Consider the following 26,429-nt stretch of genomic DNA (forward strand, 5'->3'; position numbering starts at 1 on the left):
TCATGCGACGCATATCTACCATCAAAAACTTGAATGCAATAGTCATATTATGATGACGGCAGCAAAGGGCGGGTTGCCTTTGCCGCCGTCATCAGTCCCTCGGCCCCGCCGCGACACGTTGGGAGAAGCGAGGCGGGGAGAGATATGCATGTTTCAGCCCTATCCGGCCGCTCTTCTAAGTCTCGGGGCGGTGAGCGGTAGATTTTGGTCGCACCAATCGGAAAAGACCTCGCCAAGCCTGTCCTTCAGTTTGCGTTCCAGCCGGTCGGCCTCGTCAAGGCGTGCGAAGACTGCACCGGCCTGGTTCCTGTCGCCGGTCTGGCCGAGTTTCATGCAGGCGTAATGCAGGTTTTTCAGCGATTGGACGAGCGCTTCGATCTCCTCGCACCAGGTTTCGAATTCAGCGGATGGCAGTTTCAGGGCGCGCCAGAAGAAAGCGAAACCGTGCTCATAAGCATATTTGCGGATGGTGATCACCGGCAGTTCGCGAACCGCCGATGCCAGGTTCGCCAGCTGCAGTCCATTGCGGCCCTCGATATGGGCCGTGACGATGTCGCGCACGGCATCGGACAACGGATTGCGGTCAGCAACGAAGCAGGCCTCGAAATAATCCCTGAGATCTTCCGGCGCCGGATTGCGTGCCTGTGCGTTGTCGAAGACATAACCGCCACCCACCGTCGGCTGCATGATCGCATGGATCACCTTTTCCCGCTCGATCTCGCCTTCCCATCGGTAATCGGGATCGTGCACGAACCATTTGTCCGGGTCGGCGGTCTTCTGCAGCATCAGGTAGTGCGGGAAGGGGTTCTGGTTGAATTTGTTCTCGCGCTCGGGAAGGTGGAACATGTCGAGCATGACCATGACCGAGCCGGTCTCCGGGCGGCTGTCGACGAGGTCGAAAAGCGTGGCGAGGTTGTCGCTCTTCGATTTCGCCGGGTCGTACCACTCCCGGACCTGGACCTGGTAGAGCCGCCGGAACCAGTCGCGGAAGAAGTCCTGGGTAATCTCCGGCGAATGATAGAGGAGCTGAAAGCTTTCGCTGACGGTGAACCGCGCATCCCAGACCCCGAAATAGAAGGGCCGCTGGTCGAGCCCCTGCCGTTTCAGGCCGTCGCAGACGCAGCTGACAAAGCAATGCACCTTGATGTCGTAATAGGCCTCGCCGTGGACCCCCTCATCTGCGGTCCCGCCCGTCATCGGGAATGACGGAATGATGGCCTTCGGCACATAGAGCGCCACGAGGTCCGCAACCGTGTCGAGTTCCTGCCGCGCGATCGCCTCTTCCGGCATGGCAAGGCCGTATTCCAGCTCGAGATTGAGGAAGATCTGCAGGATCAGAACGGAATCGAGATAAAGATCCTCGTTGAGGCGGGCTTCCGGTGCGAAGCCACGCATATGCGGATGGGCCATGTGCTCGGAAAGCACGGCCCGGACGGCTTCGAGAATATCTTCACGGGTCATGAGGCAACTCCTGCTTCGGGGCCTGCGAACTCGCCGGCCGCATGACGGACAGCGACCTCGCGGCGGCTGATCTTGCCGTTCGCCTGGCGGGGGACTTCTGCGACCTGGATCATTTCCATCGGCAATTGGTGGCTGGCGAGATGGCGGCTGCACCATGCGCGGATATCCTGCGGTGCCATGGGCTGGTTGGCGCTGTAGAGCAGGGCCACGCGTTCACCGGCAAAACGGTCGCTCCTGCGGAAGGCGACGGCGTCGGTAACGCCGGGCATCGCCATCACCGCGTCCTCCACGTCACCGGGATAGACGTTGAGCCCCGACACGTTGATCATGTCGTCCATGCGCGACACGAAGACCAGCATGCCGTCTGTGCGGCGGTAGCCGAGGTCGCGGGTGTGGATTGCCGCGCCGCCATCGCTCCGGACGACGATCTCGCCGGTATCGTCGGAGCCCGTTCCGGTCTCGGCCGTCAGATGCGGCAGGACGAAACCCATGTCGCCTGCGGCTCGCATGTCAGGGTTGATGGCGATGCAGCCGGATTCCGAGCAGCCATATTGCTGGAAGAGATGCTCGCTCCTTGCGCGGATCTGCACGAACCACGGATCGGGAAGCAGTGTGCCGGAGGTCATCGCCGCATGAAGCTTTTCCCCCTCGGGCAAAAGCCGCGAGAGCGTATGGAGGATCGCCGGGGAGGAATAGAGGAGCGGCCGCCCGGTTTCGCGCAGCACTTTCAGGAGATATTTCGGATTGGCGGTCTCGACGATGACGGGGACCTGGCCGCGCTTGAGGGCCACGAGAATCCCGCAGATCAGCCCGTAGGAATGGGTGGTCGGGCAGGCGATCACCGGCGTCATGCCTTCGGGTTCGCGGAAGGTCGCGACATAGCTTTCGACCTCCCGGTCGATTTCGGCCCACGGCCGGGCGATGCATTTTGCTGCCCCGGTCGTTCCCGAACTCATGTGCAGCAGCCGACCCGGCTTTGGCGCCTCTTGCTTCGCGTCGAGCACTTCGGCCGTCAGGCTGTTGTAGAAAAGCCGGTCGCAATTGGCCGTGATCGCCAGTTTTCGGGCAGCGGCGTAGGGCGTGCCGGGATGGATCGGCAGCACGCTGGCGCCCGCCTTGCGGATGGCGAAGAACAGGGACAGCCATTGGGTCGTCTCGCTGAAGCAGACCGCGTAGCGTCCGCTGTCGTTTTCAGCAAGGCCGATCTGCGCGGCGATGCGTCGCGATGTTTCATCGAAATAGGTGTGATCGTAGAGCCGTCCATCGATCTGGATCATGGCTTTCTCCTTCGTTCAGACGTCCTGGCAGCCAAGGCATTCGGCACCTCGTGGTGATATTCCGGCTTCAGCGCGAGGAGCTTTCGGGTGATCAGGGATTCGGTGAGGATGAGCGCGCGGTCATGTCCCAGCAGCGATTGCCGGTGCTGCATGTCCTGCTCTTGCGCATAGGACGTGAGCAGGCTTTCGACCCGCTGCCAAAAGCGGAATTCCGGAAGTCCGTAACAGACGTCGAGAAGATGCGAGATCTCCGCCAGGTTGAACACGAACAGCGTGTCCATCACGAGTTCCCGCAGGGAATCGAGATTGTCCGTCCAGTAATACTGATCCGGTTCCGCATGGCGGTAGAGCGGGTTCAGCGCAGCGAAATCCGGAGCTCTCTTCGGCTCGTGCAGGAAATCGGGCGCAAATTCCACGCTCTCGTGGAAATCGCGCAGGATAAGCCGCACCGGCCAGCCGTCCCGGTGGACGAGCAGCATATTCTGGCCGTGGGCTTCAACGGCGATCCCATGGGCGACAAGGAGGTGCCAGACAGGCAGGACGGTGACCTCCAGCAGCCGGTTCATCCATGGCATGAGGCCGAAACGCTCGATCCACTCATCCGCAAAGGGCCTTCCGTCCGCTTCGATCATCATCAGGGCGTTGAAAGGGATGATCGCCTCGCCGGGTGACAGCGTCGCCTCGGCGTTTTCCCGCCAGATCGCACCCAGCTGGCCGGCCAATGGACCTCCGGCATCGGCGATGACCCCGGCATATTCCTGCAGGATGGTGAGGGGAAATTCCCGGCCAAACAACGGATCGTCGCGGACGATGCCGGCGATCCAGGCAGACAGCACCGGCGCCGTGCAGACCGAATGCGGCTCCAGCGTCCTGCGCGACGAGGTGTTGACGATGTTGAGCGGCAGCTTGATGCTTGCCGCGAGCGGCCGGTCGATATTGAACAAGGACCGGACCGATTGGCTCGCCACGTAGCGATCACCCGCGGGGCCGAGAGAATGCGCCTCTCCCGCGGCGATCCACCCCGTTCGCATGGTTTCGCCAACGTCTTTCCATTGCCACGGATGGAGAGGCACCAGCCCGAAATCTCCGGCCGGCAAGCCGAGCTGTTTCCGCCTCGCCTCCAACGCTGTCCACGTCTCGTCGCCGAGTTCGGTGCGCCAGAAGGCGTCGCTGCTGCCCGGAAGCGCCTGAGCGAGATGTTTTTGCGCGACGAGCAGCCAGACGAGCTGGAATGGCTGCCCGGCTTCCGGTCCGTAGGCGGCATGATCGGCAAACGAAAATCCGGTTCGGGCTCTGTAACAGGGATGGTACGGATGCCCTTCATCGACGGCACCTTCCAGTTCGACGAAGGAAAGGGCACGGCGGTTCTTCAGGGGCAGGTTCTGATGGTTCCATTCGGAAAAGGCGATCGTCTGCTCCAGCTCGCCGAGCAGCTTGCCGCGTGCGATCCCGGTGCCGGGCAATGACGGGATGATCGCGCCGAGCGAGGCGCTTTCCCAATGGCCATCCACGGCCCGTATCTCCACCGAACCCTTCGCGATCCGGGCGCGTCCGAACGGGCCGATCGTGCCGCGGCACCGGAATTCCCGACCACTGAGCATCCACTGAAATTGCGGCGCACCGCCACAGGCGCTTTCGCGCACCTCTATGACGCCCTCGAACAGCAGTGCCGCCACGAGCTGGCGGATGACGCGGTCGCGAGGTTCTGCCGCGGCTTCAAGAGGCAATGGCATGGCCGGTCCTCGGTGCCGCAAGCGCGATCGGAACCCTCAGCGGGTTCGGGATGGGCCGATAAAGGGAATGCACGCCGCTCGACTGCAGTTCGTCGACATCGAAAAGGCGGGTCGTGAGATTGGCCTTCGACGTGATCGTCGGCAGATCGAGAACATGCCTTGCAAAATCCCGGCCGGCGCCGGACATCGTTTCGGCGCAGTGTTCCAGATGCGCCCGCAGGGCAAATAGAAGGACACCCTCGTCGCAAAGTCCGTCATGGCCCATCCGGCTGATGACGGAAAAGACCTGGTTGACGATCAGGTAATAGGCGAACCGGTCACGGATTTCGGCATCCGCGAAATAGAGCGAAGCGATCGTTTCCGTTTCCGGCGCGTGCCCGGCAAGCAGGCTGCGATAACGCTCCGAAAGATAAAAGCCCTGGTTGTCGCGATAGTAGCTGGCGGCCGGATAACCCATGCCGATATCGAGGAGGGTGTTCTGCTGGTGGGCTTCGAGCGCCACCCCGTAATCGTCGTAGAGTCGGATCAATGGCTTCACGGCACAGCCGAGATAACGCCGGAACCATGCAAGCGCGGTGTTTGAAATGCCGTCGCCGCCCCTGGCTGCGAGCTTGCGGATGGTCCGCGCCAGTCTCGACAGATCGCCTGGAAGCGGGTCGGCGGTGAGGGCGGCGACCGTCACGACGCCCTGTGCCCTCGCGCCCTTGAATGGATTTTCGCGCAGGATGATTTCGAAACCGCTCTCCTCGCGACCCGGTATATCGAGGGTGATGTAGGCGGGATCCTGGATGATGCGGAAATTTTTTGAACGCTCGGCAAAGCCGAGGCCCTCTATCAGTTTTGCCATCGCTACCCCGGCTTCAAGCTCCGGCCGGCGATTGATGCGCACGGAATTGGTGATGCGCACGGGAAGCGAGAACTTCAGCATCCAATCGGAATGGGGGCTGTAGACGGTGCGTACCGACGACGTCGCGGTGAACAGAGATCCCGCGGGACCGAGATGACGCAGGCGGCCGTCGCGCTGCAGCGTCTGGATGCCCGGATCGAGAAGCAGCGCTTCGGCCTGTAGCGGGTGCATAGGTAGGAGGCATTCGTCCGGTTCGATGCCGAGATCGGCTCCGGATGCGCCGAGCTCCGCGCGGATGATTTCGTGCGCCTGCATCGTTCGCGCTGAAGCCTCGCGGACATGTTCTGTCCGGGCGGCAAAATACTGCAGCTGGAATTGTCCGCGCAGTTCCGGGGCGTATCGCTCCTGCTGCCAGAAGGTCATGCCCTGCCGGCTTTTTGGCGTCGGATGCTGCCAGTGGCCGAAGACGAGCGATTGTTCCGCCTCGATGAAATGTCCCTCGTCCGGCGGCGCGGGCGAGGCTTTTTCGAGGTAGAGCGTCATCTGCTGGTAGCTGTCGAGAACACGCACCAGCAGCTCCAGTTCAAAGCTGCGCAGGGCATCGGTCCGGTCGTCCTCCATTTGCCGGTAGGCTTCCTGGAGGAGGAGATGCAGCGCCGACATCGGCTCGGCCGCCCGCCAGGACATGTCGGACGCGGCGCGCGTCCACAACCTGCCGAAATGCTGCGGTCCGCAGACGGACGCGGAGACGATCTCTGCACGCAAGAGGATCTGCTGCTGCGGCAGGGGCCATTCGATGGCATCGACCGTCCCGCTCACGCTGCGGTGGACAATCCGGGTGCCGGAACTGACCTCCCGCAGATAGCAGTTCGCAAAACTCTGGAATGTCGCCGCTTCCGCGGTCTGTCTTGACGATTGCATATGTCTTCATCCCCGTTGCGCAAGCCGACGGCCACGCAATGGCTTTCCAGTCAGCGTCAGGCGGCCGGAGCCGGCAGCCTGTGCCGGTTTTCAGCCAGGCTTCCGCCGACAGTGATCTGGCTGCTTTCTCTGGATTGCCGGCTGCAGCGCCGGGGCAGGGGATTGTTTGAGTTTTGGCCCGGCAGGAAGAGCAGGAGCCGAGCGTCCCGCTTTGCTGCGATGCAACGGGCTCGTTTCGGCCTGCGGTGCCTGAAGCTGTGATCTCATGGCGGCAAACCCCGTTCCTGTCATCCGTTTTTGCGTGCCTTGCTCTTGCTCTGCAGGCGCTCGGTAACAAAGACGATCTGTCCGCACCTTTTTTTCACCGCTTTCAGAATTTTTGATCCGCGCCGGCAGGCTCTGCTTTGATGATTATCCTGTGGGCGACAAAATCGCGGGTCTTGCCTTACCAAAGGCCAAGGCCTGTGGTTGAATTTGCAAGGGAGGCAACATGAAGATCACCAAGCTTGAAACTGTGCGCGTCGCAGAGCGTGCGAACCTGTTGTGGGTACTGGTCCACACTGACGAGGGTATTACCGGCCTTGGCGAAACCTTTTTCGGGGCACAGACCGTGGAGAGCTATATCCACGAATACGTGGCTCCGCGGGTCATCGGCCGCGACCCGCTGCAGATCGACCTCCTGGCGCAGGAACTGGTCGGTTATATCGGTTTTCGTTCCTCAGGCGCGGAAGTTCGCGGCAATTCGGCGTTCGATATTGCCCTTTGGGACATTTTCGGGAAGGTCACGAACCAGCCGATCGCCCAGCTGCTCGGAGGCTTCAGCCGCAGGGAAATCCGCACCTACAATACCTGCGCGGGGACCGAATATATCAAGAAGGCGACCGGCCAGGCGACCGCCAACTACGGTCTGACCGGTGGCACCAGCTATGACGATCTGAACGGCTTTCTCCATCGTGCCGACGAACTGGCCGAATCGCTGCTCGAAGAGGGCATCACCGCCATGAAGATCTGGCCGTTCGATGCGGCCGCGGAAAAAACCAAAGGCCAGTATATCTCGATGCCGGACTTGAAACTTGCGCTTCAGCCTTTCGAGAAGATCCGCAAGGCCGTCGGCGACAGGATGGATATCATGGTCGAGTTCCACTCCATGTGGCAACTCCTGCCGGCCATGCAGATCGCCAAGGCCCTGACACCGTACCAGACCTTCTGGCATGAAGATCCAATCAAGATGGACAGCCTGTCGAGCCTGAAGCGTTATGCGGAAGTGTCGCCGGCGCCGATCTCAGCCTCCGAGACGCTCGCGACCCGCTGGGGTTTTCGCGATTATCTGGAAACCGGCGTTGCCGGCGTCGTCATGCTCGACATATCCTGGTGCGGAGGTCTTTCGGAGGCCCGCAAGATCGCGTCCATGGCGGAAGCCTGGCACCTGCCGGTCGCCCCACACGACTGCACCGGCCCGGTCGTTCTTTGCGCATCGACCCATCTGTCACTCAACGCGCCGAACGCGCTGGTGCAGGAAAGCGTGCGCGCATTCTACAAGACGTGGTACCGGGACCTGGTGACGGCGCTGCCGGAGGTGAGAAACGGCATGATCACCGTGCCGCCAGGCCCGGGTCTCGGGATGGAGCTCAATCCCGAGCTCGATCGAGCCTTCACCGTCAGCCGGTGGACGTCCGACGCCTCCATTCTCTAAGGTGCAATTGAAATGACCATATCCTCGGCGACCGTGCTCAAGACCGCGAGCATGACCGGCCCGATGCTGATGCTTCTCGGCATGCTGATGTTTGCTCTCAACGACGCCATGGGCAAGTGGCTCGTCGCGAATTACGGGCTCGGTCAGGTTGTCCTGATCCGCAGCCTGGCAGCACTGATCATTCTCGTGCCGATGGTCTGGAAGGCAGGTTTTAGCAATCTGCTGACCGTCGAACGGCCCGGCATGCAGTTCTTCCGCGTGGCGTTTTCAACGGCTGAAGTGTTCTGCTTCTATTATGCGGTCATGTACCTGCCGCTCGCCGACGTCATGACCTATTGGCTGGCTGCGCCGATCTACGTTGCGGCGTGCTCGCCCTTCCTGCTCGGCGAAAAGGTCGGCTGGCGGCGCTGGACGGCGATCGCCGTCGGCTTCGTCGGCGTCATCATCACGCTCGAACCCTCGAGCGCCATGTTCAGCATGCCGGCCGTCATTTCGATCGTCGGCAGCGCCGCCTTTGCCTTCATGCTGATTTCCGGGCGGTTCCTGCGAGGCACGCCGGATAGTGCGCTGGTCTTCTTCCAGGTCGTGGGCGCCGGCGTCGCCGGCCTTGCCTTCGCGCCCATGGACTGGTCACCGATTGCATCGAGCCGCGATCTTCTTCTTCTCGGGCTGCTCGGTATCGTCGCGATGGCAGCTCATATGCTGGTCAACCGCGCCCTCAAGATCTCCGATGCGGCGACCGTGGCACCGCTTCAATATACGCTGCTGCTTTGGGCCGTGATCTTCGGCTGGATGTTTTTCGGCGACATCCCACGATTCGGCATGATGGTCGGGGCCGCCCTGATCGTCGCTTCCGGCCTCTTCATCTTCATCCGGGAGCAGATGCTCAAGAAGCGTGAGAGCGTGCTTCCCGCTATTCCCGAATAGAGAAAAGCCCGCGATCACTCGCGGGCTTTCCCAAATGGTCGCTGTCGCGCGAAGCCTTCGGCTTACTTCTTGCGGACTTCCTTGAGCTCGGCGACGATGCCATCGACCACCTCGGCGCCAATGACAGCCTTGTGCTTCTCATAGACGACCGCGGACTTTTCGCGGATGCGCTGCTGCTCTTCCGGCGAAAGCGTGTTGACCTGCAGGCCGGCCGCCTTGATCTTCTCAAGCGACTTCTTGTTGAGATCGCCGATCACCTGGCGTTCCACATCCCGGCCGACGACCGCGCAGGCGCGAAGGGCAGCCTGCTCGTCAGGGGCATAGGTGTTGAAGATTGCCTTGGAGAACAGGAAGAGGAACGGCGTGTAGGCGTGGTTGGTCTCGGTGACGTATTTCTGGACCTCGAAGAACTTCGAGGTATCGATCGTCACATAGGGATTTTCCTGTGCGTCGATCGCCTTGGTTTCGAGCGCCGAGAAGACCTCGCCGAAGGCCATCGGGGTGGCGTTGGCACCGAGATTCTGGAAGGTGTCGAGGAAGATGTTGTTCTGCATGACGCGAACCTTCATCCCCGAGAAATCTTCCCATTTGGTGACCGGGCGAACCGAGTTCGACAGGTTACGGAAGCCGTTTTCCCAGTAGGCGAGATTGACGAGGCCGGCGGCATCCAGCTTCTGGTTCATCATGTCGCCGAACTTGCCGTCGAGGACCTTGTGGGCTTCCTGCGGATTGCCGAACAGGAAGGGCAGGTCGAAGACGCCGAGTGCCGGAACGATGCCGACCAGAGGCGACGACGATGTCACCACGGCTTCCTGGACGCCGGAGCGCAGGGCCTGGGTGGCCTGCAGGTCGCCGCCGAGCGCGCCGCCCCAGAAGGCTGTCAGCTTCATCTTGCCGCCGGACTTCTCGTCAAGGCACTTCTGCATGGCGGCGATGCCGTTGCCGACCGGATGGTCGGCGTTGATGCCGTTCGAAACGCGGATATTACGCGCCTTGAATTCGGCGAAGGCCGGTGCGGCCGATGCGCAGGCGATGGCAAGTGCAGTAGTTGTGAGTAGCAGTTTTCTCATATTATCCTCCCATGGATGTGTGAGACGGGGTTAGCGGAGCCAGCGTGCAGGGACGAGCACGAGGTCTGGAAACAGGACCAGCAGGAACAGAACGATGGTTTCGGCGATCAGGAACGGCCAGACCCCGGCCGTCACCTTGCCAAGCGGAATGCGCGCTACGCCGCTGACCACGTTCAATACTACGCCGACCGGCGGAGTGATGAGGCCGATGGAATTGTTCATGATGAAGAGCACGCCGAAATAGACCGGGTCGATGCCAGCCTGCTTGACGATCGGCATGAGGACCGGCGTCAGGATCAGGATGGTCGGCGTCAGGTCGAGCGCAGTGCCGACCACGAGCACCAGGATCATGATAGCGAACATCAGCAGCATCGGGCGATCGATCAGTGGCTCGATGTAACCGACGATCTCGGCCGGGATGTTGGCCGCGGTGATCAGCCACGAGGAGACCAGCGCCGCTGCGACCAGGAACATGATGACCGAGGTGGTCTTGGCGGCCTGCAGGATGACGTGCGGCAGGTGGCTTGGCTTCAGCTCCCGATAGATCACCATGCCGACGAAAAGCGCGTAGGCGGCGGCGACGACGGCGGCCTCGGTCGGCGTCATGATGCCGGCCTTGATGCCGCCGAGGATAATCACCGGCATGCCGAGCGCCCAGGCGGCCTTGCCGGTCACACGCAGCCGCTCGCTCATCGGCGCCTTCGGCAGCGGCTGGACATTGTCCTTCCGCACGACGATGAGCCAGGCGATGACCAGCGCAACGCCCATCAGGATGCCGGGAAAGATGCCGGCGAGGAAAAGTTGGGTAATCGACACGTTGGCCGCGACGCCGAATACGATGAAGGCCATGGACGGCGGAATGATCGGCGCGATAATGCCGCCCGCCGCTATAAGGCCGCCGGAACGGGGTACGTTGTACCCAGCCTTGGCCATCATCGGGATAAGGATGGCGGCAAGGGCTGCCGTATCGGCAGCGGCCGAGCCTGAAATACTGGCCATGATGACGGCTGCCATGATCGCAACAATGCCGAGGCCGCCGCGGATATGGCCGACGCAGGCAATGGCAAAATCGATGATCCGGCGCGACAGGCCACCCGAGTTCATCAGCTCGCCGGCCAGGATGAAGAATGGAATGGCAAGCAGGGTAAAAGTGTCGACACCGGCGATCATGTTCTGGGCGATGATCTGGGTGTTGAACATGTCCATGTACCACATGAGCACGACGCCGCAGAACATCAGCGAGAACGCGACGGGCACGCCAATCGCCATGGCGCCGAGAAGCGATACGATGAATACGATAAGTGTCATCAGGTACGCTCCGCCATCTGCTCGATCGTCAGGTTTTCACCGGCAAAGATGCTGATCTCCTCCGCCGTCGCGCGGCCGGTGACATAGCGGAACAGCCGCTCCAGCGCGATCAGCGACAAGCCGGCGCCGGTAAACAGGCCGATGCCGTAGACCCAGATCATCGAAATGCCGGTCACCGGCGCGCTCATGCTGGCGTTGATCTCGAACTGCTGCCAAGTCCCCCAGAAAAAGATCATCGAGCAAGCGAGGATGACGAGGTTAGAAAGGATCATGCAGACCAGCCGGCCCTTGCGCCCGAAAAGCGCCACGACGCTTTCGACGCCGAGGTGGCCATGTTCGCGAAATGCGACGACTGCGCCGACGAAGCTCAGCCAGACGAAGAAGTAGCGGGAAAGTTCCTCAGAGACGGACATGCCGGAATTGAAGGCGTAGCGAAGCACCACATTGGCAAACACCATGATCGCCATTGCTGAAAGCAGCAGGATCAATAGGACTTCCAACGCCTTGAAAAAAAGATCGATTGCCTTTTGCATGTTCCCCTCCGAATTCTTACAAGAGCCCGCGCCAAGCGGAGGTCTTCGACACCGTCGACAACCCCAAATTCCGCTCCGGGTGTTTGCTCCCATGATCCGCTTCTTCGACCAGCGGCTCAAGCGGCAGCCTGGACGTCACGATGCGGTTTCCTATTTGGTATGCGATCAGACTCTCCTCCATCGCAAAGATCTCTCCCGCGCTCCCTCAATTGTCAGGATGTCTGACAACCTCCACCTGCGGTATCTCTAAAGAGAGTTTTACTCGCTGTCCAGCGGCCCCTGACCGCTTTCGGGAAATCCGCTGGATCGATCTAACGAGGCGGCTGACTGGAAGCTTAGTAAACTTTCAATTGAAGGTCGAGACGGCTTGCCGCACCGTGAAGATGATGGCGCATCGCCTCCCGGGCGCGGATGGGATCGCGGCCCACAAGCGCATCACGGATTGCGACATGTTCCGCGATCGTCACTTCGACGATCTCAGTCAACACGGCTGCCTCCCTGGCCGTATTGATGGCCAGATGAATTCGCTCCGCGATAAAACCGAGGAATAGCAGGAAGTATTCGTTATGCGTGGACGCCGCGATCTGGCGATGGAAGGCAAGATCGGCGAGGACGCCTTTCTCGGTCCACTTCTCTCCGCCCGTCATCTGTTCAAGCGCTTCGTCGAGTTTCACAAGGTCTTCGGCGGTGTGATTGACGGCTGCGAGACCGGCCGCTTCGATCTCGAGGGGCAGCCGGAGCTGAAACAGGCTTTGAAAACTCGCGTGGTCGGCAAGATTGCCCTGTTCGATGCGAATCGACTGCCTGTGCTCAAAATCGGTGGCGAACGCCCCCACACCTTGCCGGGTCTCGACCAGACCCTCGTTGCGAAGCTGCGCGATCGCTTCGCGCACGACCGAGCGGCTGACGCCAAAGGTCTTCGCCAGAATGTGTTCCGTCGGCAGCTTTTCGCCGGGCGCGATCCGGCCATCACTGATCTCGCGTCCGATTTGCGACGCGATCCGCGCGGGCAGATGCTCGTTTCGTCTGATCTGGCTGAAGTCCATTACCACGGCGCCGCCCCTCCCTTGTGACGCTCTTCTACGACTTCCCGGTAAAATTCAACTGGCAGCCCGGATTCATCACCATGTCTGGATCGATGGCATTCTTGATGGCCGTCAGCAGCCGGCGCTTGGTTTCCGGAAGGCGCGCATCGAAATCCGCCCGCTTGAGGCGGCCGATGCCGTGCTCGGCGCTGAGGCTTCCCTGGAAGCGGTCAAGTACCTGGTTCAGGATGGTTTTCGACTGATAGATTCTTTCGAGCCGCTGCTCATGGGGCAGTTCCACGGATGTCAGAACGTTGAGATGGACATTGCCATCGCCGACATGGCCGTAGGAGACGCAAACGCAGTCGGGCAACGCGTCGTGGATCGCCTTTTCGGCCTCGGCGACAAAGGCGGGCACTTTGGAGAGCGGAACCGAAACGTCGCTGCGCATGTGGACACCACGTTTCGCCTGGCCTTCGTTCATCCCTTCGCGGATCAGCCACAGGTTTCGCGCCTGGGCCTGTGACGAGGCGATCGCGCCGTCGAGGACGATCCCGTCCTCCATGACGCCTTCGAGGAACCGCTGCATCAGGTCGCCGATATCGACGAGGCCCGACCCGGAAACCTCCATGAGAACATAGCAGGGATAGTCGGTGGCCATCGGGATCGGCAGGTCCGGGATGGCTTCCCGGGCGAGCGTGAAGGCAAGGGGCGGCATGAATTCGAAGGCGGACATCAAATCGCTGCAGTCGCGCCGGGCACGGCGATAGAGGGTGATCGCATCCTCCAAGGAGGCGAGGCCGACAAGGGCGGTCGCCACCTGGTCGGGATTGGGCGTCAGCTTGATCGACACGGCGGTGACGATGCCGAGCGTGCCTTCGGCGCCGATGAAGAGCTGCTTCAAGTCTATGCCGCGATTGTCCTTCCTGAGCGTCGAGAGGCCATCGAAAATCGTACCGTCCGGCAGCACGACCTCCAGGCCCAGCACCAGTTCGCGTGTCATGCCGTATCGAAGCACGTTGATGCCGCCGGCATTGGTCGAGACGTTGCCGCCGATCCGGCAGCTTCCCTGCGCGCCGAGCGCCAGCGGGAAGAACATTCCCTCTGCGGCGATCGCTTCCTTCAGCTCCCACAGGATGCAGCCCGCCTCGACGACGGCCGAGAAATCGTCGACATCGATCTTGCGGAGGCGGTTCATGCGCTCCAGGCTGAGAACGACTTGACGCTCCGGCGCATCGGGAATGCCGCCCAGCACCAGGCCTGTATTGCCGCCCTGCGGGACAATCGTGAGGCCAAGGTCGCGGCAGGTTTTCACGCAAGCCACCACGTCATCCGTCGATCGCGGCCTCAGGACGGCAACCGCAGCACTTGTCACGTCGCCGTGCCAATCGCGACAGTATCGCGCCATCGCATCCGTATCGGTCAGGACAAGGTCCTCGCCAAGCATCGATCGCAGGAGGAGGCGAGGCTCTCCGGCCGGGTCAGTTTGCAGGCTCGTCATTCTCGGTGGTTCCTTCGGATGATCCGTCCCCTAGCTGGATAGTTTCGTTTGCCCCGCGCCTTGTCCCGGCGCACAACTATCCTGTTTGCAACGGAAGCATATAAGGTTATCAGACAACCGTACAATATAAATTTGGCGTATCCGGGCAGTCATGTGCTTCGGTCGAAATGGGAGGAAGCATGCATATTCTGATCATAGGCGCGGCCGGGATGGTGGGCCGCAAACTGACGGCGCGTCTCATCGCCGACGGTGGCGTTCTCGGCAAGCCGATCGATAAGCTGACCCTCGTCGACGTCGTGAAGCCCGATCATCCGGAGGGGTTTTCCGGATCCGTGGTGACGAGCGACGCCGACCTCTCGATGCCGGGCGAGGCCGAGAAGCTCATCGGGTCCCGCCCCGACGTAATTTTTCATCTTGCCGCGATCGTCTCGGCGGAGGCGGAGCTCGATTTCGAAAAGGGCTACCGGGTCAATCTGGATGGCACCCGCTACCTGTTCGATGCGATTCGCCTCGCAAACGGCGAGGATGGCTACAAGCCGCGGGTCATCTTTACGTCATCCATCGCTGTTGCGGGTGCTCCCCTGCCGTTCCCCATTCCCGATGATTTCCATCTGACGCCGCTTACCAGCTATGGCACCCAGAAGGCCATTTCGGAGCTTCTCCTCTCGGACTACACCCGCCGGGGTTTCTTCGACGGCATCGGCATCCGGCTACCGACCGTGTGCATCAGGCCCGGCAAGCCCAACAAGGCTGCATCCGGCTTCTTCTCGAACATTCTGCGGGAGCCGCTGATCGGGCAGGAGGCGATCCTGCCGGTATCGGATGACGTGCGTCACTGGCATACGTCGCCTCGCTCGGCTGTCGGATACCTCGTCCATGCGGCGAATATGGATCTCGAGCGGGTCGGCCAGCACCGCAATCTTTCCATGCCGGGCGTCAGCGCAACCGTCGGCGAGCAGATCGATGCGCTTCGCCGCGTGGCCGGCGAAAGGGCAGTACATCTCATTCGTCGCGTCCCGGACGAGATGATCATGAGAATGGTTGCAGGCTGGGCACCTGGTTTCGAGGCAAAACGCGCGACCGCCCTCGGCTTTACCGCGGAGAGAAATTTCGACGAGATCATCCGCGTCCATATCGAGGATGAGCTTGGAGGCCGCCTGTGATGGGAAATCCGCGAGTGGACTAAGGGGCTTGCCTCAAAAACGAACGGCGGTCCTCGCTCAGATGTCGGAATCCCTCGGAGCGAGGCCGCGTCATTTATATGTGGCGTTTGAACTTTAGCGATTTATTTCATTCTTGCCGCGTATCCTCCATCCGTAGATTTTTCCCAGGCAGATTGGCAGTGCTTGAGGGGGCTATGCTTGGTGCGGAAGTGATGACCCTGCTGGAATCCTGTCCGCTTGCCGCGCTCATTGTGAACGCAGCGGGCTTCGTCACCTTTGCGAATGCCGAGGCAAGAGCGCTCTTTGGCGCAACCGACACTTTGCATGGCACAGCCATAACCGATCTCCTGCCCGGGTGGCCGCTGGACAATCCCGAGGGTTCGCCGGTTCTCTTGAGCAGCAGGGCAGGGGAAGCTCGGACCTGCAATATCAGAGTTTCGCCATGTCCCGGCTCGGATGAGCCGCTCACCATGATCTGGATCGATGCCGGCGGCCAGGAGAAATCGGCGGGGCTCGCCGCACGGGAAGCCAATCTTCGTCTGCGATATGTCATCGAGATGTTGCCGCAAGCGGTCTGTGTCTTCGACGCCAAGGACCGTTACGTCCTATGGAACCAGAAATACGCCGATCTCTATGCCGATATCGCCGAATACCTGACGCCCGGAATTCCGTTCGAGGAGATCTTGAAGATCAGCCTTGCAGGCGGCAGCATCCAGGAAGTGGTGCCGGACCAGGACGTCTGGCTCAGCGAGCGCATGGCGAAGTTTCGACAGCCCGTTTCCCAGGAGGAGCGGCAAATGAACGACGGGCGATGGTTGCGCTATGACGATCGCCGCACGCCGGATGGCGGCGCCATCGGGATGCGCATCGACATCAGCAGCCTCAAGCAACGGGAGGAGTGGCTTCGGCAACTGTTCGACGCCAACCCGATGCCGATGCTGCTCTGCGACGGGGACAGCCTTGCGATCCTTGAAGCCAATCACGCGGCGCTTCAGTTCTATGGCTACGATAGATCGGTCCTTCTTGCCAAAGTCGTTTTCGACATGCACGCCGAAGGCCAGGGTGAAGAGTTCGCCGCGAGGCTCCGCAATCTCGACGGCAACTGCGAAGCGCGCACCGTCTGGCGCCAGCGAACGGCGGAGGGCCGGGAACACCATGTCCTCATTTATGTCCGGTTGCTCTACGACGGCGGCGATCGACGGCTCCTGCTGACGATCGCGGATGTCAGCGACCGGGTGCTGGCGGAAGCGGAGGCCAACAGGTTGGCGCATCATGATATTCTGACCGGCCTGCCGAACCGTATGCAGTTCTACAAAGCGCTCGATGAAGCATTCAAGACTGAAGCGACCGAGGGCGCCGTCATCGTCTATTGCCTCGATCTCGACGGATTCAAGCCGGTCAATGACACGTTCGGCCATGCCGCCGGCGACGAGGTCCTGCAGCTTGCCGGTGAGCGATTGCGTTCGGCGGCAGGCGGACATCTGGTGGCCCGCCTCGGCGGCGATGAATTCGCAATCCTCGTGAAAACCGAAGACCAGGCGGATATCGGCCTTGCCGATCGGTGCATATCGGCCTTGAACGCACCCTTCCGGATCAAGGGATTGTCGATCAGCATCGGGGTCAGCATAGGCGTAGCCGCTGCAAGCGTTGCCGCCGGCGATCGGGAAACGCTTGTCCAGGCAGCGGATCGTGCGCTTTATCGGGCAAAGTCGGCCGGCCGCAACACCTGGCGGATGGCCGAAGACGAGATTATGCCCTTGGCTGTCACGGTTGGCTGAGGCCACAGGCAGACCCGCATCATCGCTTGGCACCTGGTCTTGAGAACGCGGCGGCTCCGGCGGGTTTAAACGTCATTCTCAGGATTGGCTGCCGTGGGACATCTCATGTTCGTAAAGCTGTTCCATGCTCAAGGATGCAACCTCGGCAAAGGGCGTCTGATTGCGGACGCGGCCGGCACCGAGAATGACGACCTCGTCGCAGAAGGAAATGGTGCTGTGGTGATGGCTGACGACGATTGTGGTGCGGCGCCCGGCTCTTAATTTCAACGTCTCCACGATCGATGCCTCGGACAGGCCGTCCATGGCATTGGTGGCCTCGTCCAGGATCAGGATTTCCGGATCGCGGACCAGAGCTCTTGCCAGTGCGATCCGCTGTCGTTGACCGGCCGACAGGCTCGCTCCCCGGTAGCCGACGACAGTTTCATATCCGTCAGGCAGCTTCTCGATGAATTCATGCGCTTCGGCAAGCCTCGCTGCGCTTTCCGCCGCGGGGAGGGACGTATCGTGGCCGTAGACAATGTTCTCGAAAATGGTGCCATCCACCAGTTCAAGATCCTGGCTGGCAAGCGCGATCTGTCGGCGCCATGCAGCAGGATCGATTTGATCGAGTGGAATGCCGTCGACAAGAATATTGCCCTGATCCGGCTCCACAAACCGGCATAGGAGATTGACGATCGTGCTCTTGCCGGCGCCCGACCGCCCGACAATTGCGGTCGAGCGGCCCTGGCGAATGTCGAAGCTTACCGAACGCAGGACCACGGGCCGCGTGCTGGAGCCCGGATACCTGAAGGTCACCTGGTCGAACTTGATCTGCTGGCGGAGCCCCTGGATCGGGTGGCTACCCTGGGGCGCCGCTGGTTTGTCGGAGGAATCCAGTAGCCATCCGACCTCTTCCAGCGACCCGCTCCATCCCTGGATCTGGCTCCAGGCCATCTGCAGCGCGCGGACATGCGGTTGCAGCCGATAAAGCAGGACGACGAAAGCGACGATGACCGGGAACCCGACCCCGACCTGCCATGCGCTGACAACCACGCCCAGAAAGAGGGCGGAATGCAGCACTTCGGTTAGTGGCGGGAGAGCTGCCTGGCGGCTGTTAAGAACGAAGCCAGCCTTCCGCACCGCATTTGAAGCCGCGTCGAAGATCGTTCTTTCACGCAGTTCCTGTCCGAATGCGCGGATCAGGCGCCCGGCGTGAACGAGGTGAAGCATTCTCGCGGCAAGTTCACTGTTGAACGACGTGACGTTGCGGCTCGGGCCCTTCAGGCCTGCCGACAGCAAGGCATGGATAGCCTGGATCAGGACAAGCCCAAGCGTGACGCACAGCGACATCTGCCACGAAAGAAGCAGCAGAAATGCGAGCAGGATAACGGCCGCCGATGCATTCACGATCGCGGCAAGGATGGTCTGGACCGCGTCCGAAGCCCGCCAGGACTCGTTGGAGACGATGTTCAGCAGCCGCCCCGGGCTTTGCTGCAGGAAGAACGGGTAGCCGATCGTCAAAAGCTGGTCGGCGAGACGGTGCCGGATCGAATGACCGGCCTTGCCATAAATGAAATTGGCAAGCACCGCGTTGGCAAAGGCCAGCACGTTCTTGACGGTGATCAATCCGAGAATGGCGGCCGCGATGACGATTAGCCGCGTCTGGTCGTCCAATCCGGTTCCCACCCGTTGAAAAACGGCGGAAAGGCCGGCCATTCCCGAAACATCGTTCTCACCGGCAATGATGCTGAGCATCGGGATGACAAGACCGATGCCGGTGCCTTCGAGCACGGCGCTGCTCAGTCCCAGGACAACCACGACAGCCAACAGGCCGGTGTTTTTCCCCAGAGCCTCGCGCAGGAGGTGAGAACTCGATGTGAGGAAATCTAGCATGGCGGCGTTCCCCGTTGCGGGCGGGGCAGACGGCTGGTCGTGTCGGTATCCGCCTGTCTTGGCCACCGGACGGCGAGCAAGGCAAATTTGGCTGCTCCGACCAGGTTCATGGCCACGATCGTCAGGTGGGACAGGGAAATCTCCGGATCGAAACGGTAGCCGCCGAACAGTTCCCGCCAGGCCGATCGGGTCGTCCAGCAGAAATGGCGAAGCAGCCAGGGGGCCTTGAAGGCATGCTTGACGCAAAGGCCGCCGTTTCCAAAGCTGTAATCCCGGTGAAGCCGTTCGATGGCATCGCGTGTGGTTCGCCCGTGAAAATGCTGGACCGTCATGTCGGGAACATATTCGATTGGAATGCCGAGCTGATGGGCACGAACGAGGTAATCCGTATCTTCTGCGGACCGCAGCGGGCCGCCGGCCCCGAACCGCTCGTCAAAGCGCCCGATGCGGGCTGCCGCTTCTCGGTGCATGGTCATGTTGCAGCCGAGCACGAACCCGCCGGGATGAACATCCGGCGTGAAGCGGGCCCGGAATCGCGACCGCTTGATTGTGAAAGGAAGATCGTGCGGGCTGCCGAGATCAACGCGGCCACCCCGGACAATACACCGTTCACCGGCCGAATAATGGCGGTTCAGATCCTGGAGGTACGAGCTCTCGACGACGCAGTCATCGTCGATAAAGATCAGCAGCCGGCCTCGCGCCCGCTCCATTCCCGTGTTGCGCGCGGCAGCCAGGCCAGGCCGCAGCTCCACCATCCACCTGACGGGAACAGCGGATTTCGCCGCGATGCGGGATAAACGCGCGGCTGTATCGTCGGTGGATCCATTGTCGACCACCACCAGCTCGCAGCTTAGGGAACAGGCTTTGCAGGCGGCTTCGATCGAGCTGATACATGCCTCGAGCGCGGCCGCCCTGTTGCGGGTGCAGACGATAAAGCTTGCGTCAACAGGGTGATGCGCGTCGGGGGACGAGGCGGGGCTGGCGCGTATGGGTTGCTCGTGCTCCCTGGACATCAGGCGAGCCCTCGAAGCGGTAACACCGTTTTGGCCGGCACCGATTGATAATACCGTGCCAACCCATCGAGCCTCCGGATCGCCTCTTCCGACATGCGGCTCAACCAGGGTGCAGCGACGGCGGCTCGAAGGCCGTAGCGTTCCCGCCGCCGGATGACATCCCATTTTCCCGTTCGCATGAGAAATGCGTGGGTCAACTCCGGACGCTGCTCGTCAGCAATGAATTGGTAGAGAAAATAGAAGAAGCACAGGGCTCCTTCTGCGTAGCTGCTGGCGCTCGTACCCACCTGCTCGGCGACCTTTCCTTCGATCGCGAGCATGCAATCGGCGGCTAGCCGCACCGTATCCGGCGTAACGGCTGCGCCGATAGCAAGAAGAGCATCGGGATCGTCGTTGAGAGCCTGCCGTTCGAGGTTCTCGGCGACGATCTTCAGGTGGGTTCGGCGCATTTGCCGCCTGTGCTTGTTGGTAACGCTGTCGCTGTGGATACGATAGGCGATCAGGCTCTCATCGATCATCGCCGCCGGAAACTCACGGGTAATGCGCCTGAAGAGATCGAAATCCTCCGCGTGGACATAGCTTGCGTCATAAACCAGCATATCCTCGGGAATGATGTTGCGATTGTACATCACCGTCGAATGCAGGAAGATCGTGAAGAACAGCGACAATATGTGCCAATCCCCCGACTGATAAATGGGATTTGGCGTGCTGCGCACGACGCGGCTGCCGAGAAGCCGATCGACTTCCGTTCCGCAGATCGCAAGCTGAGGCTGCTGCTCAAAGAGCGCGATTTGACGGGAAAAGCGGGTTGGATAGGAGATATCGTCCGCGTCCATTCGGGCGATCAGGTCACCTCTAGCCAGGGCTATGCCCTCGTTCAAGCTCGCGATCAGTCCGCGGTTCTCGCGCGAGACGATGCGAACGCGATCGTCAAGCTTCTGATATCGGTGCAGAATATCCAGCGAGAGATCGTTCGAGCCGTCATCGATGGCGACGATCTCAAGGCGCCTGTAGTCCTGCCGCAGGATGCTCTCGACCGCGGCAGCGAGATAAGCTTCGCCGTTGTAGACGGGCAATACGACGGAGATCAGCGGGGAGGACATCGTTCGACTCGCAATGGCGTGGCAAATCGGAGTTCCTGCATTTGCGCAGCCTCCGAAATGGCTGTGGCAGACGGCGCGTCACACGTCGGGTCAAGCTTTCTTGGCGGGACGTACGGGAAATAGCGCTTGAGCTGGTTGAGTGGTTTTTCGAAGGCCAGCCACGAGATCGCGGCCAACGCCAACGTACCCGTGGTTCCTAAGATGAGGCGTCCGAAACCCTGTTCCGAGACGTTGAACGGAATCCACGGCTGTGCGCTTACGACGAAAGAGAGGACGATCGGATGGAACAGATACACCCCGTAGCTGACACGTCCGATAGCGGTGATCGGGGGCAATTCCAATAGAGGGCCGGGAGCTCCCCGCAGACCCGACGAACAGTATCCGACCAGGGCGGTGAGCGGGATAAGAGGAAGAACCTCCAAGCCGATCCAATTCATCCAGGCGAGCGTCGGTGACAGGGGGAGCGGTTTCAGCCACATCAAAATGGCTGTTGCAACAAGCAAGGGTGCCGAACTTAGCCGCATCCAGTGCGGCAATGTCTGAGATCGCGTGCGATGGAGCGCAAGGAGCGCGCCCGCCACCAGCGCGTCCATCGACGCCGGAGGAAGAAGATCCCGCGCGAGCGAAGGGGTCCCCGTGAACGGCCAATAGAATCGATAGGCAAGCGAGCATGCGATGAGAGCGATGCAGATCGGCTCAAGCCAGCGGCGCGAGGCGAGCAGGATGACGAGCGGCCACACGATATAGAACTGCTCTTCGATGCTCAGGCTCCAGGTGTGACAAAGCACCCAGGGCGTCCATTCATCGCGAAGGGCGTACCAGAAATTCGAGAGGTAAAGGGCGTGCCATTTGATGCTACCGCGGGCCTGCTCGAGGTTGACCAGCCAGACGAAGCTGAGCACCGCAAAGTACGGTGGGAATATGCGGAGCGCCCGGCGAATATAGAACGATCTTATCGCGGTGCCTGGTTCGTACTGGGTGGCAGAGCGCGCTTCCAGCAAAAGCCGGGTTATCAGGAAACCGCTGAGAACGAAGAACAGGCGAACGCCGATATGGCCCCAGTGCGACCCATCGGCCGCGAAAAAATGCGCGTACAGAACCATCGAGACGGCAAGGGTTCTAAGGCCATCCAATTGTCGGTCGCGTGCATGAAGCATGGAGCCCCCCAGTTGCGCAGAACTTGTGATAACTCCCGCCTCGCTCGAATTTTGCCGCCGTGCTTTTGTTTGGAACCCCAAGGAACTGTTTTGGCAGCCCGAAAAGTTCAGGTGGAATCCGACCAAACTGTGGCCGCCACTACTTTTCAGACTTTAGCCCCGCAATAGGGCAGCCTTTAGTCCTATTTGAAGAGGCAAGGTTTTCGACTGCACGTTGTGCAGGTCCATTCCGGGACCATTGCCCGGTGCATCGTCCGACCGACGATGCGTAGCAGCGACCTGGCGCTCCGGTTGATACCGACGGCCGCCGAAAGGCAGGCCGTCGGGCAGGATCGTTAGCCCTTGATGGCGATCCGCTTGACCTGCGACTGCGCCTTTTCCGTCTTCGGCAGGGTCACAGTCAGAACACCGTTGCGGAAGTGGGCGTCGCCCCTGTCTTCCTCCACCTCGACACCAAGCGGGATGCGGCGTTCGAAGCGGCCGTAGAAGCGCTCGGAGAACTGGCGGTCCTTGCTCTCGGTTTCGGACTGCTTTTCGCCTTTCAGCGTCAGCACGCCATCGTTGAGCAGGACTTCGATATCCTTTTCCTCCAAGCCCGGAATCTCGGCCGTCACCTTGACCTCCTTCTCGTTGTCGGAGATCTCGACGCTCGGCCATCCACCGCCGAAGCTGTTGGCTGCACTCAATGACGACAGGCCGGAACCGAAGCCACGGAAGACGTCATCGAACAACCGGTTTACCTCGCGATGCAAAGACAGGAATGGGTCGCGATCATTGTCGCGCAACAGACTGGGAACCTGATTGCCATTGTTGCGGCCCCAGGGAATGAGATCACGAACACTCATGGTTCTTCTCCTTTCTGTTGGTTCAGTTGGCATGATTTTTCCGCCGGCACCGGGGGCGGCCCGGTACCTTCGATCCTCCTTGGAAACAACATGGATACAAGAGGCGCCAAAAAGCGATCAGCGCCTCCCGGACTTACGCCAGGCCCTCACAAGGAGGCCCACATAACTGATTTAATTCAGGTGGTTACAGTTTCAAGAGGAGCCTGATCTTAGACATCAGGAATGGAAAATTTCGCCTCCGTTTCGGTATGGGGCGGATGAATTTTTCATAGGGGGCGACATGATGAGCAGTAGCCGGCGAGGGCGCGCTGCCTCGTCAGGGGCTGAAGCAACCTCGTGCTTGGCCGCGCATCGCCATTTCAACGACGCGTGCAGCGATACACTTTTATACAAATTCGGACGCCCGCGGCACATCTGTGCGACAAACCTTCGGTAGGTCTTCCATGTGATCGATGGTGCCGGCGCAATAACGTGCTGGCGCCGGTGATAACTCAACATGGGAGAGGTTTCATGGCTCGGCTTTCTATAAACGATATCATCCGTGACGTTGACGTTGAGCCTGACACACCGCTGCTATGGGTCATCCGCGAACAGGTCGGGCTGACCGGTACCAAATACGGCTGCGGCATTGCGCAATGCGGTGCCTGCACGGTTCATATCGACGGAATTGCGACGCGCTCCTGCGCCATTCCGGTCTCCAGCGTGACCGAGCAGCAGAAGATCGTCACCATTGAAGGCCTTTCGCCGGACCTGACGCACCCTGTTCAAAAGGCATGGCTGGAACTTGACGTGCCGCAATGTGGCTACTGTCAGTCCGGCCAGATCATGGCGGCGACAGCCCTGCTGAGCGCCAATCCCCGGCCGACCGAGCAGCAGATCCGTGACGAGATGACCAACATCTGCCGCTGCGGCACCTACAATCGGATCAAGGCCGCGATCGAGCTTGCATCCAACACCATGGCCGGCTGAGGAGGACACCATGAACACGATCACTGTTTCCCGCCGCGGCTTCCTTGCCAGCGGCGCTGCGGCCGCCGCGGGCCTCACGCTCGGCTTTCACGTACCCTTTGCCGGTGACGCTTCTGCACAGTCCGTCACACCCGAGGTCAATGCCTGGGTGGTTATCAGGCCCAACGACACCGTGGTGGTGCGTGTCGCACGCGTCGAAATGGGGCAGGGCACGCTGACAGGTCTCGCGCAACTCGTTGCCGAAGAGCTTGAGTGCGACTGGGACAAGGTCACCTGGGAGTATCCGACGCCTGGCGAGAATGTCAGACGCGGCAGGGTCTGGCAGAACTTCGGCACTGCCGGCAGCCAGGGCATACGCCAGTCCAACGAATATGTGCGCAAGGGCGGCGCGGCGGCGCGCATGATGCTGGTTCAGGCCGCGGCGAATGAATGGAAGGTGCCGGTTGGCGAATGCACCGTCGCCAAGGGCGTCATCACGCATGCGGGCACGGGCCGCTCGACCAGTTATGGCAAGGTTGCAGCGGCGGCTTCCTTATTGACGCCGCCCGCGGCTGACAGCATCACGCTGAAAGATCCGAAAACCTGGACGATCGCCGGCCGGCCGTTGAAGCGTCTGGACACGGCGGAGAAATTGAACGGCCGCCAAGTCTACAGCATCGATATGAAGCTGCCGGGCATGCTGAATGCCGCGCTGAAGGTCTGTCCGGTATTCGGTGGCAAGATCAAGAGCTTCGATGTCACCCAAATCGAGAAGATGCCCGGCTTCAAGAAAGCCGTAAGGCTGGGTGATACTGGCGTCGCTGTGATCGCCGACACCTGGTGGCGCGCCAAGACCGCACTCGACGCCCTGCCGATCGAATGGGATGAAGGCCCGAACGCCAACGTGCAGCAGGCCGATATTCTTGCGGCACAGCAAGAAGGGCTGACGGCCCGCGAAGCCATTCTCGGTAGCAAGAACGGCGATGTGCCGGCGGCTCTCGCGAGTGCCAGGCGTACCGTCGAGGCCGTCTATGCCGTACCGCACCAGCACCACGTCACGATGGAGCCGATGAACGCGACGGCGCTCTGGACGGCTGAGAAATGCGAGGTCTGGACGGCCACCCAGAACGCCGAGGCAGCTCTCGCCACCGCCGCGGAGGTTTCCGGCCTGCCGATCGACAAGAACGAAGTCTACCGGCTGCATCTGGGCGGCGGATTTGGCCGGCGCTCGTCGAGCCACGATTTCGTGCGCTACGCCGTGTTGATCGCGAAGGAGTTGCCGGGCACGCCGATCAAGACGATCTGGTCGCGCGAAGAAGATATGACCCATGGCTGGTATCATCCCGCCACGCAGTGCCGCCTGGTCGCAGGATTTGACGAGCAAGATAATCTGAGCGCGTTGCACATGCGAATTTCCGGTCAATCGATCCTTGCAACCCTCAATCCTGACCGTCTGCAAAATGGCCGCGATGCGGCGACATTCCAGGGTCTCAACCCCCAAGGGCCGGAAAGCCAGTTGGGTTATACCGTTCCGAACCTGCTGATCGAGCACGCGATGCGGAATCCGCACGTGCCCGCAGGCTTCTGGCGCGGCGTCAACAATAACCAGAACGCCATCTATCTGGAATGCTTCCTGGATGAACTCGCGCATTCGTCGAAACAGGATCCGCTGGAGTTCCGCCGCAAGTTGATGGCGAACCATCCGAAACATCGGGCGGTGCTCGACGCTGTCGCAGAGAAGGTAGGATGGGGCACGCCGGCGCCTGCCGGTGTCTATCGTGGCATCGCACAGCAGATGGGCTTTGGCAGCTACGTCGCGGCCTGCGCCGAAGTCTCGGTAAGCGAGGCCGGCATCTTGAAGATCCATCGCATCGTCGCAGCGACGGATTGCGGCCATGCCGTCAATCCGCAGCAGATCGCTGCGCAGGTCGAAGGCTCATTCGTCTACGGCCTTACCGCAGCGCTCTATGGCGAGATCACCGTCGCCAATGGCCGGGTCGAGCAGGAGAATTTCGATACCTACCAGATGCTGCGCATGGACGAGATGTTCGACGTCGAGACGATCATCATGCCGTCCGGCGGCTTTTGGGGCGGTGTGGGCGAGCCGACGATTTTCGTCGCGGCACCGGCGGTGCTGAACGCCATTTTTGCTGCAACCGGGATAAGGGTGCGGCAGGTTCCGCTGTCGAAAACCAGTCTGAAGAAGGCGTAGGCACACCAACCGTCGCAAAGTGAGTGGCATCGATGAAGCGGG

20 protein-coding genes are annotated in these 26,429 nt (G+C 60.9%); 6 read left to right on the forward strand and 14 right to left on the reverse strand.

Annotated features, from left to right (window positions below):
• Positions 1 to 159 precede the first annotated feature (159 nt).
• From C5J26_RS19450 to C5J26_RS19465, 4 genes are read right to left on the reverse strand one after another with little or no spacing between them, the layout of a single operon-like run.
• Positions 160 to 1,461 carry a DUF6005 family protein gene (locus C5J26_RS19450; RefSeq protein ID WP_105403266.1) on the reverse strand — a complete coding sequence of 434 codons (1,302 nt, stop codon included), beginning with the start codon at positions 1,459 to 1,461 and terminating at the stop codon, positions 160 to 162.
• Positions 1,458 to 2,738: an AMP-binding protein gene (locus tag C5J26_RS19455; protein WP_105403267.1), complete on the reverse strand. Its 1,281-nt coding sequence runs from the start codon at positions 2,736 to 2,738 to the stop codon at positions 1,458 to 1,460. The genes C5J26_RS19450 and C5J26_RS19455 overlap by 4 nt, the downstream gene beginning before the upstream one ends.
• Positions 2,735 to 4,471, reverse strand: a complete 1,737-nt coding sequence (locus C5J26_RS19460; protein ID WP_105403268.1) for an IucA/IucC family siderophore biosynthesis protein — start codon at positions 4,469 to 4,471, stop codon at positions 2,735 to 2,737. The genes C5J26_RS19455 and C5J26_RS19460 overlap by 4 nt, the downstream gene beginning before the upstream one ends.
• Positions 4,455 to 6,239: an IucA/IucC family siderophore biosynthesis protein gene (locus tag C5J26_RS19465; RefSeq protein ID WP_105403269.1), complete on the reverse strand. Its 1,785-nt coding sequence runs from the start codon at positions 6,237 to 6,239 to the stop codon at positions 4,455 to 4,457. The genes C5J26_RS19460 and C5J26_RS19465 overlap by 17 nt, the downstream gene beginning before the upstream one ends.
• Before the next feature lie 490 nt (positions 6,240 to 6,729).
• On the opposite strand from C5J26_RS19465, the gene C5J26_RS19470 reads away from it, so the two are divergent.
• Positions 6,730 to 7,932, forward strand: coding sequence for a mandelate racemase/muconate lactonizing enzyme family protein (locus C5J26_RS19470; RefSeq protein WP_105403270.1), 1,203 nt, complete (start codon positions 6,730 to 6,732; stop codon positions 7,930 to 7,932).
• Positions 7,933 to 7,944: 12 nt separating this feature from the next.
• On the forward strand, positions 7,945 to 8,859 hold the full coding sequence (locus C5J26_RS19475; RefSeq protein ID WP_245441213.1) for a DMT family transporter: 915 nt from the start codon (positions 7,945 to 7,947) through the stop codon (positions 8,857 to 8,859).
• Between the two features lie 62 nt (positions 8,860 to 8,921).
• Here C5J26_RS19475 and C5J26_RS19480 read toward each other — a convergent pair whose 3' ends face one another.
• The 5 genes from C5J26_RS19480 to C5J26_RS19500 form a co-directional block, all read right to left on the reverse strand.
• Positions 8,922 to 9,929, reverse strand: a complete 1,008-nt coding sequence (locus C5J26_RS19480) for a TRAP transporter substrate-binding protein (protein ID WP_105403271.1) — start codon at positions 9,927 to 9,929, stop codon at positions 8,922 to 8,924.
• Positions 9,930 to 9,959: 30 nt separating this feature from the next.
• The gene (locus tag C5J26_RS19485) at positions 9,960 to 11,237 is read right to left on the reverse strand and encodes a TRAP transporter large permease (RefSeq protein ID WP_105403272.1); all 1,278 of its coding nucleotides are present in this window, start codon (positions 11,235 to 11,237) and stop codon (positions 9,960 to 9,962) included.
• Entirely contained in the window at positions 11,237 to 11,770 is a 534-nt protein-coding gene (locus tag C5J26_RS19490) for a TRAP transporter small permease (RefSeq protein ID WP_046666103.1), read from the reverse strand. Before C5J26_RS19490 ends, C5J26_RS19485 begins: the two co-directional genes overlap by 1 nt.
• 335 nt (positions 11,771 to 12,105) lie before the next feature.
• Positions 12,106 to 12,816: a FadR/GntR family transcriptional regulator gene (locus C5J26_RS19495; RefSeq protein ID WP_105403273.1), complete on the reverse strand. Its 711-nt coding sequence runs from the start codon at positions 12,814 to 12,816 to the stop codon at positions 12,106 to 12,108.
• 34 nt (positions 12,817 to 12,850) lie between these two features.
• Complete coding sequence (locus C5J26_RS19500) at positions 12,851 to 14,296, reverse strand: FAD-binding oxidoreductase (protein WP_105403274.1); 1,446 nt, start codon at positions 14,294 to 14,296, stop codon at positions 12,851 to 12,853.
• 179 nt (positions 14,297 to 14,475) lie between these two features.
• Here C5J26_RS19500 and denD point away from each other — a divergent pair, with 179 nt between their 5' ends.
• Complete coding sequence (denD, locus tag C5J26_RS19505) at positions 14,476 to 15,459, forward strand: D-erythronate dehydrogenase (RefSeq protein ID WP_105403275.1); 984 nt, start codon at positions 14,476 to 14,478, stop codon at positions 15,457 to 15,459.
• Positions 15,460 to 15,653: 194 nt separating this feature from the next.
• Positions 15,654 to 17,237 carry a diguanylate cyclase domain-containing protein gene (locus C5J26_RS19510; RefSeq protein WP_105403276.1) on the forward strand — a complete coding sequence of 528 codons (1,584 nt, stop codon included), beginning with the start codon at positions 15,654 to 15,656 and terminating at the stop codon, positions 17,235 to 17,237.
• 78 nt (positions 17,238 to 17,315) lie between these two features.
• Here the strand turns inward: C5J26_RS19510 and C5J26_RS19515 are convergent, their stop codons facing one another.
• From C5J26_RS19515 to C5J26_RS19535, 5 genes are all read right to left on the reverse strand, one after another.
• Entirely contained in the window at positions 17,316 to 19,109 is a 1,794-nt protein-coding gene (locus C5J26_RS19515; protein WP_105403277.1) for an ABC transporter ATP-binding protein, read from the reverse strand.
• On the reverse strand, positions 19,103 to 20,122 hold the full coding sequence (locus C5J26_RS19520) for a glycosyltransferase family 2 protein (protein WP_105403278.1): 1,020 nt from the start codon (positions 20,120 to 20,122) through the stop codon (positions 19,103 to 19,105). The genes C5J26_RS19515 and C5J26_RS19520 overlap by 7 nt, the downstream gene beginning before the upstream one ends.
• Complete coding sequence (locus C5J26_RS19525; protein ID WP_105403279.1) at positions 20,122 to 21,225, reverse strand: glycosyltransferase family 2 protein; 1,104 nt, start codon at positions 21,223 to 21,225, stop codon at positions 20,122 to 20,124. The genes C5J26_RS19520 and C5J26_RS19525 overlap by 1 nt, the downstream gene beginning before the upstream one ends.
• A complete protein-coding gene (locus tag C5J26_RS19530; RefSeq protein WP_105403377.1) occupies positions 21,210 to 22,382 on the reverse strand; it encodes an acyltransferase in 1,173 nt (390 codons plus the stop codon). Before C5J26_RS19530 ends, C5J26_RS19525 begins: the two co-directional genes overlap by 16 nt.
• Positions 22,383 to 22,717: 335 nt before the next feature.
• Positions 22,718 to 23,227: an Hsp20/alpha crystallin family protein gene (locus C5J26_RS19535; protein ID WP_105403280.1), complete on the reverse strand. Its 510-nt coding sequence runs from the start codon at positions 23,225 to 23,227 to the stop codon at positions 22,718 to 22,720.
• Positions 23,228 to 23,737: 510 nt separating this feature from the next.
• Between C5J26_RS19535 and C5J26_RS19540 the strand changes: the two genes are divergently transcribed.
• Both C5J26_RS19540 and C5J26_RS19545 read left to right on the forward strand, forming a co-directional pair.
• A complete protein-coding gene (locus C5J26_RS19540; protein ID WP_105403281.1) occupies positions 23,738 to 24,196 on the forward strand; it encodes a (2Fe-2S)-binding protein in 459 nt (152 codons plus the stop codon).
• Between the two features lie 10 nt (positions 24,197 to 24,206).
• Positions 24,207 to 26,387 (forward strand): molybdopterin cofactor-binding domain-containing protein, encoded by a 2,181-nt coding sequence (locus C5J26_RS19545; protein WP_105403282.1) that lies wholly within the window; start codon positions 24,207 to 24,209, stop codon positions 26,385 to 26,387.
• The last annotated feature ends 42 nt before the right edge of the window (positions 26,388 to 26,429 follow it).

Source organism: Neorhizobium sp. T7_12 (assembly GCF_002968535.1).
GTDB lineage: Bacteria > Pseudomonadota > Alphaproteobacteria > Rhizobiales > Rhizobiaceae > Neorhizobium > Neorhizobium tomejilense.